At 65.0% G+C, this 12,447-nt stretch carries 12 protein-coding genes and 1 pseudogene; 12 read left to right on the top strand and 1 reads right to left on the bottom strand.

What is annotated here, in order from left to right; genetic code table 11:
* The first annotated feature begins 68 nt into the window (after window positions 1-68).
* From A9513_RS27565 to A9513_RS27585, 5 genes are all read left to right on the top strand, one after another.
* Entirely contained in the window at window positions 69-1,394 is a 1,326-nt protein-coding gene (locus A9513_RS27565) for a TRZ/ATZ family hydrolase (protein ID WP_038803316.1), read from the top strand.
* Between the two features lie 133 nt (window positions 1,395-1,527).
* Window positions 1,528-2,226 (top strand): bifunctional 2-polyprenyl-6-hydroxyphenol methylase/3-demethylubiquinol 3-O-methyltransferase UbiG, encoded by a 699-nt coding sequence (gene ubiG, locus A9513_RS27570; RefSeq protein ID WP_024767043.1) that lies wholly within the window; start codon window positions 1,528-1,530, stop codon window positions 2,224-2,226.
* Window positions 2,223-2,900 carry an N-acetylmuramic acid 6-phosphate phosphatase MupP gene (mupP, locus tag A9513_RS27575; RefSeq protein ID WP_141678537.1) on the top strand — a complete coding sequence of 226 codons (678 nt, stop codon included), beginning with the start codon at window positions 2,223-2,225 and terminating at the stop codon, window positions 2,898-2,900. Before ubiG ends, mupP begins: the two co-directional genes overlap by 4 nt.
* A gap of 53 nt (window positions 2,901-2,953) precedes the next feature.
* Window positions 2,954-3,697: a YciK family oxidoreductase gene (locus A9513_RS27580; protein WP_065327882.1), complete on the top strand. Its 744-nt coding sequence runs from the start codon at window positions 2,954-2,956 to the stop codon at window positions 3,695-3,697.
* Between the two features lie 267 nt (window positions 3,698-3,964).
* A complete protein-coding gene (locus tag A9513_RS27585) occupies window positions 3,965-4,891 on the top strand; it encodes a GGDEF domain-containing protein (protein WP_065327887.1) in 927 nt (308 codons plus the stop codon).
* Window positions 4,892-5,056: 165 nt separating this feature from the next.
* Here the strand turns inward: A9513_RS27585 and rluB are convergent, their stop codons facing one another.
* The gene (gene rluB, locus A9513_RS27590) at window positions 5,057-6,481 is read right to left on the bottom strand and encodes a 23S rRNA pseudouridine(2605) synthase RluB (RefSeq protein WP_065327883.1); all 1,425 of its coding nucleotides are present in this window, start codon (window positions 6,479-6,481) and stop codon (window positions 5,057-5,059) included.
* 120 nt (window positions 6,482-6,601) lie between these two features.
* Between rluB and A9513_RS27595 the strand changes: the two genes are divergently transcribed.
* The 7 genes and pseudogenes from A9513_RS27595 to A9513_RS27625 all read left to right on the top strand — a co-directional run.
* Window positions 6,602-7,036, top strand: coding sequence for an NUDIX hydrolase (locus A9513_RS27595; protein ID WP_024766466.1), 435 nt, complete (start codon window positions 6,602-6,604; stop codon window positions 7,034-7,036).
* Between the two features lie 150 nt (window positions 7,037-7,186).
* Window positions 7,187-8,614: a cytochrome-c oxidase, cbb3-type subunit I gene (ccoN, locus tag A9513_RS27600; protein ID WP_065327884.1), complete on the top strand. Its 1,428-nt coding sequence runs from the start codon at window positions 7,187-7,189 to the stop codon at window positions 8,612-8,614.
* A gap of 10 nt (window positions 8,615-8,624) precedes the next feature.
* Complete coding sequence (gene ccoO, locus A9513_RS27605; RefSeq protein WP_065327885.1) at window positions 8,625-9,233, top strand: cytochrome-c oxidase, cbb3-type subunit II; 609 nt, start codon at window positions 8,625-8,627, stop codon at window positions 9,231-9,233.
* A 5-nt stretch (window positions 9,234-9,238) separates the two neighbouring features.
* On the top strand, window positions 9,239-9,430 hold the full coding sequence (locus A9513_RS27610) for a CcoQ/FixQ family Cbb3-type cytochrome c oxidase assembly chaperone (protein ID WP_024767473.1): 192 nt from the start codon (window positions 9,239-9,241) through the stop codon (window positions 9,428-9,430).
* Window positions 9,427-10,350: a cytochrome-c oxidase, cbb3-type subunit III gene (gene ccoP / locus A9513_RS27615; RefSeq protein WP_037018020.1), complete on the top strand. Its 924-nt coding sequence runs from the start codon at window positions 9,427-9,429 to the stop codon at window positions 10,348-10,350. Before A9513_RS27610 ends, ccoP begins: the two co-directional genes overlap by 4 nt.
* Window positions 10,351-10,692: 342 nt before the next feature.
* Window positions 10,693-12,135: a cytochrome-c oxidase, cbb3-type subunit I gene (gene ccoN / locus A9513_RS27620; RefSeq protein WP_065327886.1), complete on the top strand. Its 1,443-nt coding sequence runs from the start codon at window positions 10,693-10,695 to the stop codon at window positions 12,133-12,135.
* Window positions 12,135-12,401, top strand: a pseudogene (locus A9513_RS27625) (cbb3-type cytochrome c oxidase subunit II); the annotation flags it as partial. The gene ccoN (A9513_RS27620) and the pseudogene A9513_RS27625, both read left to right, overlap by 1 nt.
* Window positions 12,402-12,447: the final 46 nt, after the last annotated feature.

A 12,447-nucleotide genomic window follows, 5' to 3' on the forward strand; every position in this document is an offset into this window, starting at 1 on the left:
TACCGAGCCTGCGGCGGTGGCGCTCGGCTATACTCGGGCGCTTTATTATCGCGCCCAGGATGCGCCATATGCCCACCACCAAAGTCCCGCTCGACCTGCTGCTCTTCCCCACCTGGATTGTCCCCGTGGAGCCCGCCGGCATCGTCCTGCGTGACCATGGCCTGGGCATCCGCGACGGTCGCATCGCCCTGCTCGCCCCGCGCGCCGAAGCGCTGCGCCATCCGGCGGCGGAAACCCGCGAACTGCCGGGCATGCTGCTCTCCCCCGGCCTGATCAACGCCCACGGCCATGCGGCGATGAGCCTGTTCCGCGGCCTGGCGGACGACCTGGCACTGATGACCTGGCTGCAGGAGCACATCTGGCCGGCAGAAGCCAAGTGGGTCAGCGAGGACTTCGTCCGTGATGGCACGGAACTGGCCATCGCCGAGCAGCTCAAGGGCGGCATCACCTGCTTCTCCGACATGTATTTCCTGCCGCAGGTGGCCTGCGAGGTGGTGCACAAGGCCGGCGTTCGCGCGCAGATCAGCGTGCCGGTACTGGATTTCCCGGTCCCCGGCGCCCGCGACGCCGACGACGCCATCCGCCAGGGCCTGGCACTGCGCGACGACCTCAAGCATCACCCGCGCATCAAGGTCGCCTTCGGCCCGCACGCGCCCTACACGGTCAGCGACGACAAGCTGGAAAACATCCTGATGCTTGCAGAGGAACTGGACGCCGGCATTCATATGCACGTCCATGAGACTGCCTTCGAGGTCCAGCAGGCGCTGGAGAAGCACGGCGAACGCCCGCTGGCCCGCCTGCATCGCCTGGGGCTGCTCGGCCCGCGCTTCCAGGCCGTGCACATGACCCAGGTGAACGACGAAGACCTGGCCATGCTGGTGGAGACCAACAGTTCGGTGGTGCACTGCCCCGAATCCAACCTCAAGCTGGCCAGCGGCTTCTGCCCGGTGGAGCGCCTGTGGCAGGCCGGAGTCAACGTGGCCATCGGCACCGACGGCGCGGCCAGCAACAATGACCTCGACCTGCTCGGCGAAACCCGTACGGCCGCCCTGCTGGCCAAGGCCGTAGCCGGCCAGGCCACCGCGCTGGACGCCCACCGTGCCCTGCGCATGGCCACCCTGAATGGCGCCCGCGCGCTGGGCATGGAACAGGAAACCGGCAGCCTGGAACTGGGCAAGGCTGCCGATATCACAGCCTTCGACCTTTCCGGACTGGCCCAGCAGCCGGTGTACGAGCCGGTTTCCCAGCTGATCTACGCCAGCGGCCGCGACTGCGTGCGCCACGTCTGGGTCGGCGGCAAGCAGTTGCTGGATGACGGCAAGCTCACCCGCCTGGACGAAGAGCGTCTGATCGCCGTAGCAGGCGAGTGGGGACGCAAGATCGCCGGTGCCTGAGCCCCTGCCGTCCTGTCGCAGCGCCTGCCTCGGTCCAGCGCTGCGACAATCTGTCATGCCGCGCCCCATCCATTCGACGAAGCTGGCATCATAGCCAGTCTTCGTTTCCAGCTTTTTGATCAATAGGGACACCATGAGCAACGTCGACCACGCCGAGATCGCCAAATTCGAGGCCCTCGCCCACCGCTGGTGGGACCGCGAAAGCGAGTTCAAGCCCCTGCACGACATCAACCCGCTGCGGGTCAACTGGATCGACGAGCGCGTCAGCCTCGCCGGCAAGAAGGTCCTCGACGTCGGCTGCGGCGGCGGCATCCTCAGCGAAGCCATGGCCCAGCGCGGCGCTACCGTCACCGGCATCGACATGGGCGAAGCGCCCCTGGCAGTCGCCCAGCTGCACCAGCTGGAGTCCGGCGTGCCGGTGGAATACCGCCGCATCACCGCCGAAGAGCTGGCCGAGGAAATGCCCGAGCAGTTCGACGTAGTGACCTGCCTGGAAATGCTCGAGCACGTGCCCGACCCGGCCTCGGTGATCCGCGCCTGCCACAAGATGGTCAAGCCCGGCGGCCAGGTGTTCTTCTCCACCATCAACCGCAACCCGAAGGCCTACCTGTTCGCCATCGTCGGTGCGGAATACGTGATGCGCCTGCTGCCGCGCGGCACCCATGACTTCAAGAAGTTCATCCGCCCCTCCGAGCTGGGCGCCTGGTCGCGCGACGCCGGCCTGGCGGTCAAGGACATCATCGGCCTGACCTACAACCCGCTGACCAAGCACTACAAGCTGGCCAACGATGTCGACGTCAACTACATGATCCAGACCCTGCGGGAGGAGTGAATCGCATGCTCAAAGCGGTTCTCTTCGACATGGACGGCACCCTGCTGGACACCGCGCCGGACTTCGTCGCCGTGTGCCAGGCGATGCTCGCCGCCCATGGCCGCGCGCCGATCGACGAACAGCGCATCCAGGACGTGGTGTCCGGCGGCGCCCGCGCCATGGTTGCCGCGACCTTCGACATGGACCCGGAAGCGCCTGGCTTCGAGACCCTGCGCCAGGAATTCCTCGACCGCTACCAGGAGCATTGCGCCGTCTTCACCCGTCCGTACGAGGGCATGGCGGAACTGCTGGAGAGTATCGAGCGCTCCCGCCTGATCTGGGGCGTGGTGACCAACAAGCCGGTGCGCTTCGCCGCGCCGATCATGCAGCAGCTGGGCCTGGCCGAGCGCTCCGCGGTGCTGGTCTGCCCGGACCACGTGAAGAACAGCAAGCCGGACCCGGAAATGCTCCTGCTGGCCTGCAGCCAGCTGAACATCGACCCGTCGCAGGTGCTGTTCATCGGTGACGACCTGCGCGACATCGAGTCCGGCCGCGCCGCCGGGACCAAGACCGCCGCCGTGCGCTACGGCTACATCCACCCGGACGACAACCCCGCGCACTGGGGCGCCGACGTCATCGTCGACCATCCCCGCGACCTGCTGGCGGTTCTCGACCGCGCCCTCTGCTCCTGCTGAACCGAACCTCGCGAGCCCGCCAGCGCGCTGACGGGCTCCGCCAAGGAGAAACCATGTTCGACTATTCCGCCCGCCCCGACCTGCTCAAGGGCCGCGTGATCCTCGTGACCGGCGCCGGCCGCGGCATCGGCCGGGCCGCCTCGCTCGCCTTCGCCGCCCACGGTGCGACCGTGCTGCTGCTGGGCAAGACCGAGGACTACCTCAACGAGGTCTATGACCTGATCGTTGCCGCCGGCCACCCGGAACCGGTGGTCATCCCGCTGAACCTGGAAACCACCCTGCCGCACCAGTACGACGAGTTGGCGGCCATGATCGAGAAAGAGTTCGGCAAGCTCGACGGTCTGCTGCACAACGCCTCGATCCTCGGCCTGCGCTCGCCCATCGAGCAGATTTCCACCGACAACTTCACCCGTGTCATGCAGGTGAACGTCAACGCCATGTTCAGCCTCACCCACACCCTGCTGCCGCTGCTCAAGCTCTCCGAGGACGCCTCGGTGGTCTTCACCTCCAGCAGCGTCGGCCGCAAGGGCCGTGCCTACTGGGGCGCCTACGCGGTGTCGAAGTTCGCCACCGAGGGTCTGATGCAGGTTCTGGCAGACGAGTGCGAGGACATCACCCGCGTGCGCGCCAACAGCGTCAACCCGGGCGCCACCCGCACCGCGATGCGCGCTCATGCCTACCCGGGCGAGAACGCTTACAACAACCCGGCGCCCGAAGACATCATGCCGGTCTACCTGTACCTGATGGGTCCGGACAGCAAGGGCGTGAACGGTCAGGCCTTCAACGCCCAGGACTGAGGTCCGGCCCTGCACAATCGGTACTGGCGTACCAGCGGCGTCGGCCTGCAGCCCAGCAACCACGCCGCCTCCCGCCATTTTTCTGGCTCCGCCCCGCTCTCCCCTCCGGCAAAGTGCCACCATTTCGCCAGACTTCTGGCGAAACCTTTCCCCGACTGGGAACCCTGACCACCACCGATCGGTCAATACGGCGTCTTTTCAGGCCTTTCCGCGCCCTGGCACGGAAATCGCTCTGTCCCTGCAAACGCCGTAAAAATGGTCGCCGCCATGGTTCCTCCCAAGCACTCCAATACCATCGATTTCGATGCTGCCAAGCTCCAGCGCGCGGCCAGCCAGGACATCCGCACACCCTCGCGGCGTCCGCTGGAGCTGCTGGAACTGCGCCAGCAGCTGAACCTGCAATTGCAGGTGAGCCTGGAGGCTGACCGCATCCTCGCGGTGTTCTTCCGCGAGATCCAGCAGTTGCTGCCAGTGGCCTACCTGGCGTACTGCCACGCCGGCGCCGACCTGCGCCTGGAGTTCGGCGAAGCGGCCCGGCACAGTGCCGACTACCGCCTGACCCACGCCAGCGAATACCTCGGCGAGATCAGCTTCCGTCGTGCCCGGCGCTTCTCCGAGGTGGAGCTTTCGCAGCTGGAATCGCTGATGGCCTGCCTGCTCTATCCCCTGCGCAACGCCCTGCTCTACCGCGCCGCCGTGCAATCGGCGCTCCGCGATGCGCTGACCGGCACCGGCAACCGCATTGCCATGGACCAGACCCTGGGGCGCGAGGTCGAGGTAGCCCGGCGCCACCTGCTGCCACTGTCGATCCTCATGCTCGACCTGGACCACTTCAAGCAGATCAACGACGAGCACGGCCACAGCGTCGGCGACGACGCCTTGCGCGCCGTGGCAACGGCGCTGAAGAACAGCCTGCGCAATGTCGACATGGTGTTCCGCTTTGGCGGCGAGGAATTCCTCGTGCTGCTGTCCAACACCCCCGGCGTCGCCGCCGTGCAGGTAGGCGAACGGCTGCGGGCTGCCGTGGAGGAGCTGAACCTGGCCGCCGGCGGCAAACGCTTGCCGCTATCCATCAGCCTGGGCTGCGCCACCCTCAATGGCGGCGAGTCGGTGGATGATCTGCTGCGCCGCGCCGACAGCGCGCTTTACGAAGCCAAGCGCGACGGCCGCAACCGCCTGGCCTGCGCCAGCTGACCCAGCGAGAGCCCCCTGTAGGAGCGAGCTTGCTCGCGAACGGACTTCCCGGCAGCTCTGGCGTCAAGCGGGTTCGCGAGCAAGCTCGCTCCTACAGAAGACTTCCGCTAAATCGCAGGCAAGAAAAAGGGCTCCGAGGAGCCCTTTTCCATTTACCGCTGACGCTTAGCGCTTGAAGCCCGGACGCATGCCGTCACCGGCAGCCTGCGGACGGCGCTTGGCGATCGGCTTGCGCACCGGCTTGCCGGGACGCTCGGCCAGCGGGGCGCCTTTTTCGCGCGCCGGACGGTCGCTCGGAGCCTTGCGCGGCGCACGGTTCTCACCGGCATCGCTACGCGGGCCACGGGCCGGACGATCACCAGCATCGCGAGGAGCGCGAGCAGGACGATCACTGCCAGCGTCACGCGGCTTGCGCGGAGCGCGGCCTTCACCAGCGTCGCTACGCGGGCCACGGGCAGGACGATCACCGGCATCGCGAGGAGCGCGGGCAGGACGATCACTGCCAGCGTCACGCGGCTTGCGCGGAGCGCGGCTGTCAGCGGAATCGCCACGCGGGCTACGGGCAGGACGATCACCCGCATCGCGCGGGGCACGAGACGGACGCTCGTCGGAATCGCGCGGACCACGAGCCGGACGCTCGCCAGCCGCCGGGCGCGGAGCACGCTGCGGACGCTCGCCTTCGGCGCGCTCGGTGCGGGTGCGCGAACCACGGCCCGGACGCTCGCTGGGCGCGAGCTTCTTGCCGAGCTTGCGCTCCTGGCGCTCGACCTTTTCCTTGGTCTTGGTGGAAACGGCCGGCAGGGCGACCGGGGTCAGGCCGACCTCCTCGCTGAGGATGTCCAGCTCGCGCTGGCCCATTTCGCGGTAGCGGCCCATGGTCAGTTCGGAGGTCAGGAACACCGGTCCGAAGCGCACGCGCTTCAGGCGGCTGACGATCACGCCCTGGGATTCCCACAGGCGACGAACTTCGCGGTTACGGCCTTCCATCACCACCACGTGGTACCAGTGGTTGAAGCCTTCGCCGCCAGGCGCCTCCTGGATGTCGCTGAACTTGGCGGGGCCGTCTTCGAGCATCACGCCGGCTTTCAGGCGTTCGATCATCTCTTCGTCGACTTCACCGCGCACGCGTACGGCGTACTCGCGGTCCATCTCGTAGGACGGGTGCATCAGGCGGTTGGCCAGCTCGCCGTCGGTGGTGAACATCAGCAGGCCGGTGGTGTTGATGTCCAGACGGCCGACGTTGATCCAGCGGCCGCTGCGCAGGCGCGGCAGGCGGTCGAACACGGTCGGACGGCCTTCCGGATCGTCGCGGGTGCAGACTTCGCCTTCGGGCTTGTTGTAGATCAGGACGCGGCGCACATGCTCTTCGATCTTCTCGCGCTTGAGCAGGCGGTCATCGACGGCGATGGCATCGCGGTCGCCCACGCGCTGGCCAAGGGTGGCGACGGCGCCATTGACCTTGACCCGGCCTTCCTCGATCCAGGCCTCGACGTCGCGGCGCGAGCCCACGCCCATGCGGGCCAGGACCTTCTGCAGCTTTTCGCCTTCCGGAGCGGGGGTCAGTTCGTTGTTTTCGTGCTGGTCGTTCATCTCGGCACCTCCCGGTGTGTCGTGCAACGAAGAAAAAGGTCGCGCATCATACGCGCTTGTGCGCGGCAAAGCACCGCCCGCAGTCGGGAAAGACTAGTCGACTTACAGGGGAATGAAGCCATGCAGCGCGAAGACGACTTCACCGGGGCCAAGCTGGCGCTGTTCCATGGGGGCCAACTGGTGGTCTACAAGCGCGACGACAAGCCGGGAATCCCCTACCCCGGTTGCTGGGACTTTCCTGGCGGCGGCCGCGAAGGCGACGAGACCCCGGCGCAATGCGCGCTGCGCGAGTTGGAAGAAGAGTTTGGCCTACGCCTGGGCGAGCAACGCATCGAATGGCAGCGCCGCTACCCTGCTACGCACGGCCCCGCGCCCTGGGCCTGGTTCCTGGTGGCGCGGCTGCAACAGAACGAGTTCGAGGCCATCCGTTTCGGCGATGAAGGCCAGTACTGGCGGCTGATGCGCGTCAGCGAATATCTCGCCGAGGAACAGGCGGTGGGTTACCTGCAGGAACGCCTGCGACATTTCCTCGCAGGGCGCATGGACATCGCCTGAATCCGCGCGCCGGGCCGCTGATACGCATTTGAGCGGCCCATCTGAATCTGTTTCCCCCGCCCGCATTTTTCTAGATTGCCCGCTCACCGGAGCGCCCTGGTTTTCCTCCAGGGGTGCGCCCGGACGTTCTGTCACAAGCGGGAATCCAGCATGAACTCGAGAAGCACGGAGCAGGCGTACAACTACAAGGTGGTTCGCCAATTCGCCATCATGACGGTGGTCTGGGGCGTCGTCGGCATGGCCATGGGGGTACTGATCGCCTCCCAACTGGTCTGGCCGCAACTGAACCTGGACCTGCCATGGACCAGTTTCGGGCGCCTGCGCCCGCTGCACACCAGCCTGGTGATCTTCGCCTTCGGCGGTTGCGCGCTGTTCGCCACCAGCTACTACACGGTGCAGCGCACCTGCCAGACGCGGCTGTTTTCCGACAGCCTCGCGGCCTTTACCTTCTGGGGCTGGCAGGCGCTGATCGTGGTGATGATGATCAGCCTGCCGCTGGGCTACACGACCACCAAGGAATACGCCGAGATCGAATTCACCGGCGCCGTGTGGATGGCCATCGTCTGGGTCGCCTACGCGGTGGTGTTCTTCGGCACGCTGATGAAGCGCAAGACGCCGCACATCTATGTGGGCAACTGGTTCTTCGCCGCCTTCATCCTGGTCACGGCGATGCTGCACATCGTCAACCACCTGGCCATTCCGGTGGACTGGTTCAAGTCCTACCCGGTCTACTCCGGCGCCACCGACGCCATGGTGCAGTGGTGGTACGGGCACAACGCGGTGGGCTTCTTCCTCACCACCGGCTTCCTCGGGATGATGTACTACTTCGTGCCCAAGCAGGCCGGACGCCCGGTGTATTCCTACCGACTGTCCATCGTGCACTTCTGGGCGCTGATCACTCTCTATATCTGGGCCGGCCCGCACCACCTGCACTACACCGCCCTGCCCGACTGGGCGCAGAGCCTGGGCATGGTGATGTCGCTGATCCTCCTGGCGCCGAGCTGGGGCGGGATGATCAACGGCATGATGACCCTCTCCGGCGCCTGGCATAAGTTGCGCACCGACCCGATCCTGCGCTTCCTCGTGGTTTCCCTGGCGTTCTATGGGATGTCGACCTTCGAGGGCCCCATGATGGCGATCAAGACCGTCAACGCCCTGTCTCACTACACTGACTGGACCATCGGCCACGTCCATGCCGGCGCGCTGGGCTGGGTAGCGATGATTTCCATCGGCTCGCTCTATCACCTGATTCCCAAGGTCTTCGGTCGCGAACAGATGCACAGCATCGGTCTGATCAACGCTCACTTCTGGCTGGCCACCATCGGCACSGTGCTSTACATCGCCTCSATGTGGGTCAACGGCATCACCCAGGGCCTGATGTGGCGSGCGGTAAACGCCGACGGCACCCTCACCTACTCCTTCGTCGAAGCCCTGGCCGCCGGCCACCCCGGCTTCATCGTGCGGATGATCGGTGGTGCCATCTTCCTGCTGGGCATGCTGGTCATGGCCTACAACGTCTGGCGCACCGTAGCGGCCGCCAAACCGGCCGAAATGCAAGCCGCGGCGCAGATGGCCTGAGGAGTCCGACATGAAACACGAAGTACTCGAGAAAAACGTCGGCCTGCTGGCCCTGTGCATGGCCGTCGCCGTGAGCATCGGCGGCCTGACCCAGATCGTCCCGCTGTTCTTCCAGGACGTCACCAACACCCCGGTGGAAGGCATGAAGCCCTACACCGCCCTGCAACTGGAAGGCCGTGACGTCTACATCCGCGAAGGCTGCGTAGGCTGCCACTCGCARATGRTCCGTCCGTTCCGCGCCGAGACCGAGCGCTACGGCCACTACTCCGTCGCCGGYGARAGCGTCTGGGAYCACCCGTTCCTGTGGGGYTCCAAGCGTACCGGYCCGGACCTGGCCCGCGTCGGCGGCCGCTACTCSGACGACTGGCACCGCGCGCACCTGTACAACCCGCGCAACGTGGTCCCGGARTCGAAGATGCCCGCCTACCCCTGGCTGGTCGAGAACAAGCTCGACGGCAAGGATACGGCGAAGAAACTGGAAGTGATGCGTGTCATGGGCGTGCCCTACACGGACGACGACATCGCTGGCGCCAGCGACGCCGTCAAAGGGAAGACCGAAATGGACGCGGTCGTCGCGTACCTGCAGGTCCTCGGCACCTCCATCAAGAACAAGCGGTGACAACCTTGGATATCGGGACCATTCGCGGCCTCGGCACCGTCATCGTGATGGTTGCCTTCGTCGGCGTACTGCTCTGGGCTTACGGCGGCAAACGCAAGGAGCGCTTCGACGAAGACGCGCTGCTGCCTTTCGCGGATGACCCGGTAGCCAAGCAGCACGCTGAGCAAGAGCAAGCTTCTAGGAGCAACAACGCATGACTACCTTCTGGAGTCTGTACATCACCGTTTTAACAGTCGGTTCGCTGATCGCCCTGCTGTGGCTGGTATTCGCCACCCGCAGCGGGCAGTCCTCGAACACCACCGACCAGACCATGGGCCACGCCTTCGACGGCATCGAGGAGTACGACAATCCGCTGCCCAAGTGGTGGTTCCTGCTGTTCGTCGGCACCATCGTCTTCGCCGCCGGCTACCTGGTGCTCTACCCGGGCCTGGGCAACTGGAAAGGCGTCCTGCCGGGCTACGACGGCGGCTGGACGCAGGACAAGCAATGGGAGCGTGAAGAAGCCCTGGCCAAGGAAAAATACGGCCCGATCTTCGCCAAATACGCGGCCATGTCGGTGGAAGAAGTCGCCAAGGATCCGCAAGCCATGAAAATGGGCGAGCGCCTCTTCGCCACCTACTGCGCCATCTGCCATGGCTCCGATGCGAAGGGCGCAGCAGGCTTCCCGAACCTGACCGACAGCGACTGGCGCTGGGGCGGCACCGCCCAGGACATCCAGACCACCATCCTCGGTGGCCGCCAGGCCGCCATGCCGGCCTGGGGTGAAGTGCTGGGCGACAAGGGTGTGCAGGACGTGGCGGCCTTCGTCACCGCCAAACTGGACGGCCGCAAGCTGCCCGAAGGCGTGACCGCGGAGAACGTCGACAACGGCGGCAAGCTGTTCGCCACCACCTGCGTCGCCTGCCACGGTCCGGAAGGCAAGGGCAACCCGCTGATGGGAGCGCCTGACCTGACCCACCCGGGTGCGTTCATCTACGGTTCCAGTTACGCGCAACTGCAGCAGACCATCCGTCACGGCCGCCAGGGCCAGATGCCGGCGCAGGAGCAGTACCTGGGCAAAGACAAAGTGCACATTCTCGCCGGATACATCTACAACATTTCCGGCCAGGCGAAGTAAACTCCCCGCCCCCAACTCGCGCCCGCTAAAACGGGCGCGAGTTTCTGACCTCTGCAATATCGCGACGAAGTGTCGCACCCTCTCTATCTCCTTTCTTCACACCCTTCCTGTTCACGTCTAAGCTGAATTCCATTCGCAAACCTGCAATACGACTAACCTGACCCACTTCCCAGGTTGGCACGGGCGAGCCGAAATGAGCGGCAAGCAGCGGCGCAAAGCGCTCCGGAGCAGGCGTCAAACCGGCTTCGCGCCAAGGCCCGGCGCGTTGCAATGGCTACCTGCTTTCTCCATACTTGCCGCCGTTTTTTTGTCCATAAAATCCAAAAACCGTGGAACCTTAGAATGAGCACAGCAATCAGTCCGACTGCTTATAACTATAAGGTCGTCCGCCAGTTCGCCATCATGACGGTGGTCTGGGGGATACTTGGTATGGGGCTCGGTGTTTACATCGCCTCTCAGCTGGTTTGGCCCCAGTTGAACCTGGACCTGCCCTGGACCAGCTTCGGCCGCCTCCGTCCGCTGCACACCAACCTGGTGATCTTCGCCTTCGGCGGCTGTGCTCTCTTCGCAACTTCCTACTACGTCGTACAGCGCACCTGTCAGACCCGACTGGTGTCCGATAGCCTCGCAGCCTTCACCTTCTGGGGTTGGCAAGCGGTGATCGTGCTGGCCGGCATCACCTTGCCGCTGGGCTACACCTCCTCCAAGGAGTACGCCGAACTGGAATGGCCGATCGACATCCTGCTGGCCATCGTCTGGGTGACCTACGCACTGGTGTTCTTCGGCACGGTGATGAAGCGCAAGACCAAGCACATCTACGTGGGCAACTGGTTCTACGGCGCGTTCATCCTGGTGACCGCCATGCTGCACATCGTCAACAGCATGGAAATCCCGGTAACCGCCTTCAAGTCCTACTCGATCTACGCCGGCGCGACTGACGCGATGATCCAGTGGTGGTACGGCCACAACGCCGTGGGCTTCTTCCTGACCRCSGGCTTCCTGGGGATGATGTACTACTTCGTWCCSAAGCAGGCCGAGCGTCCGRTCTAYTCCTAYCGCCTGTCCATCGTGCACTTCTGGGCGCTGATCRCCSTSTACATCTGGGCCGGYCCGCACCACCTGCACTACACCGCKCTGCCGGACTGGGCGCAGTCSCTGGGCATGGTGATGTCCCTGATCCTGCTGGCKCCGAGCTGGGGCGGCATGATCAACGGCATGATGACCCTGTCGGGCGCCTGGCATAAGCTGCGCACCGACCCGATCCTGCGCTTCCTGGTGGTYTCCCTGGCCTTCTACGGCATGTCCACCTTCGAAGGCCCGATGATGGCSATCAAGACCGTCAACKCCCTGTCGCACTACACCGACTGGACCATCGGCCACGTACACGCCGGCGCCCTGGGCTGGGTTGCGATGATTTCCATCGGTTCCTTGTACCACCTGATTCCGAAGGTCTTCGGCCGCGAGCAGATGCACAGCGTGGGCCTGATCAACGCGCACTTCTGGCTGGCTACCATCGGCACCGTGCTGTACATCGCCTCCATGTGGGTCAACGGCATCACCCAGGGCCTGATGTGGCGTGCAATCAACGCCGACGGCACCCTCACCTACTCCTTCGTGGAAGCCCTGCAGGCCAGCCACCCGGGCTTCATCGTCCGTGCGCTGGGCGGCGCCTTCTTCGCCTCCGGCATGCTGCTGATGGCCTACAACACCTTCCGTACTGTGCGCGGTTTCAAACAGGCTGACGCCGATGCCGCTGCCCAGATCCCCGCTGTAGGAGCTCACTGATGAAGCACGAAGTAGTCGAGAAGAACATCGGCCTTCTGGCCTTCTTCATGGTCATTGCTGTGAGCATCGGCGGTCTGACCCAGATCGTTCCGCTGTTCTTCCAGGACGTCACCAACAAGCCGGTCGAAGGCATGAAGCCGCGCACCGCGCTGGAGCTCGAAGGCCGTGACATCTACATCCGCGAAGGCTGCGTAGGCTGCCACTCGCAGATGGTCCGTCCGTTCCGCGCCGAGACCGAGCGCTACGGCCACTACTCCGTCGCCGGCTAAAGTGTCTGGGACCACCCGTTCCTGTGGGGTTCCAAGCGTACCG

Origin of the sequence: Pseudomonas sp. AU12215, assembly GCF_001675465.2 — a bacterium.
Taxonomy (GTDB): domain Bacteria; phylum Pseudomonadota; class Gammaproteobacteria; order Pseudomonadales; family Pseudomonadaceae; genus Pseudomonas; species Pseudomonas nitroreducens.